Raw genomic sequence first — 2,327 nt, forward strand, 5'->3', positions numbered from 1 at the left:
GCTCCGCGGAGGAACATGCGCATGCCGCCGATCGCGACCGCCGGCTGTGGTCGGCCGTCGCCGGGCTCGACGAGCGCTGCGGGCGCCTGTTGCGCGTCATCGCGTTCGAGGAGCGCCCGGACTATGCGCACCTCGCGCGCGACCTGAACATGCCGATCGGCTCGATCGGACCGACCCGGGGGCGATGCCTCGGAAAGCTACGCGCCGCACTCGAAGCGGCGGGATGGAACGAGGACGAACGTGACCTCTGATTCGATGACCGACGAAGCCGCACTGTTCGCGGCGATCCGGCGTGCGGGGCGGGCGGTGGACCCGGTACCAGACGACCTCGCCGACAGGATGATCGCCGCCGTCGCGATGGTCGACCTCGGCCGCGAGTACGCGCTGCTGAGCCTCATCGCCAGCGACGCCACCACCGCCGTGCGCGGCGACGCCGACATGCTGACCCTGCAGTTCAGCGACGGGCGGACGAACATGCTGGTGCATGTCACCGCGGCCGACCACGACCGCTGTCGCCTCGACGGCTGGGTCGACGGCGACGTGTCGGAAGTGCGGCTCACTCAAGAGGACGGCGAACACACGGCGACCCTCGAGGGCGGCCGCTTCTTCATCGATGCCGTCGAACGAGGCATCTCGCGGTTGCGCGTGCTGCTCGCCGCCGCGCCCGAGCCCGGCGCGCCCGATGAACTGCTGACCCCCCGTTTCGAGATCTAGCGCCGGCGCCGCCGGCATCCAGCTGACCCGCCAAGGAGAGACGCATGACCCCTGAAGACTTCGACGATCCCGCCGCACCCGCCGAGCCGGAAGGATGGTCCTGGCGCGACCGTGCCCGCGGCGCGGTCATCTCAGCGACCGTGCTGGACCCGGGCACCGAGCCGCTCGACGGGATCGAGGCGTTCCAGACCGCGTACGTCCCCGACCGGCTGCTCGTCTCGGGCGGCGACGCGGGCGTCGTGGCGACCAACCTCGAGCGCGTGAGCGCTGCCGCCGCCGTGCTCGGCTGGGGCGTCGTACCCGAGCGCCTCGATGGCACCGAGCTGGACGCGGGCGAGATTCCCGAGCCGCGGCTGCCGGACGCGCCGGTCGTCGTCAGGGCGCGACTGACTGCGCCGGAACCGGAGGATGCCGCCTCTCACGCACTCCCGGATGCCTGGCGCGTGCTGCAACGGGTGCGTCGCAGCATCCTCCGCGGTCGCAACGCGATCCGTGGCAGCGATGGCCGCGTCGACGTGCCTGCTTCCCTGAAAGAGTCGGGCGTCGAGCACATCGGGCTGGATCACGTGCTCACCGTCGACGAGATCGGGGCCAACCCGTACACGAAGTCCAATCCGTACACGAAGTCCAATCCGTACACGAAGTCGAATCCCTACACGAAGTCGAATCCGGTCGGCGAGTACGGCGATTGCGGCTCCGGCGGCCGGCAGCCGGTCGCGTGGATCGGCCCGGAGCCCGTCTTCACCGATGTCGCCTCCGATCGTCGGCGCGCCGTCGTCGCCGTGCTCGACACCGGCATCGGCGAGCACGCGTGGCTGCCCGGCGTTCTCGTCGACCGCGACGTGCGCCTCGACGGTGACCCCGTCGGCCTGCACGACGCGGCGAACCCCGAGGTCTATCCCGATCTGTACGGGCCGCTCGACGGCGAGCTGGATCCGGTCGCGGGGCACGGCACGTTCATCGCCGGGATCGTGCGGCAGATCGCGCCGGATGCCGCGTTGCTCGCCATCCGGGTCGCGGACGGCCGCGGGATCGTCGAGGAGTCGAACCTGCTGCGCGTCGTCGAAGACCTCGGCATCCTCGTGCAGCGCTACCGCGACGACGTCGACGGCGGGCGCGCGATCGACGTGCTGAACCTGTCGCTGGGGTACTACCACGAGACCCCGATCGACGGGCTGTACACCCGCCACCTCTACGACCTGCTGACCGTGCTGCGCGGGCTCGGCGTCACGGTCGTCGTCTCGGCGGGCAACGACGCGACCGACCGCCCGAGCTTCCCCGCCTCGCTGTGGCCGTGGCCGGGTGCCGACAACGGGCTCGTGCCCGACGGCGCCGCCGAGCACATCTCGGTGGGTGCGCTCAACCCCGACCGGGTCACAACGGCGCTGTTCTCGAACGTCGGCCCGTGGGTGCGCACGTACGCGGTCGGCGCGTCGGTGCTGAGCACGGTGCCGGATCTCCGCGGCGGACTGCAGGCATCGGCGCGCGACGACCGGTACGCGAGGCGGCGGCTGACGATCGACCCCGACGACTTCCGCGGCGGGTTCGCGGTGTGGAGCGGCACGTCTTTCGCGGCCCCGCTCGTGGCGGGCCTCGTCGCGGCAGGGCTGGGC

At 71.6% G+C, this 2,327-nt stretch carries 2 protein-coding genes and 1 pseudogene; all 3 read left to right on the top strand.

Annotated features, from left to right (window positions below):
• Nucleotides 1-251: pseudogene (locus tag WBP48_RS07725) on the top strand (sigma-70 family RNA polymerase sigma factor); the annotation flags it as partial.
• A complete protein-coding gene (locus WBP48_RS07730) occupies nt 241-714 on the top strand; it encodes a hypothetical protein (RefSeq protein WP_424438503.1) in 474 nt (157 codons plus the stop codon). The pseudogene WBP48_RS07725 and the gene WBP48_RS07730, both read left to right, overlap by 11 nt.
• Before the next feature lie 44 nt (nt 715-758).
• The coding region (locus WBP48_RS07735) for a S8 family serine peptidase (RefSeq protein WP_424438506.1) at nt 759-2,327 on the top strand (1,569 nt) is incomplete at its 3' end.

The sequence above is a fragment of the Microbacterium sp. genome (genome assembly GCF_049661145.1).
Classification (GTDB): Bacteria; Actinomycetota; Actinomycetes; order Actinomycetales; family Microbacteriaceae; genus Microbacterium.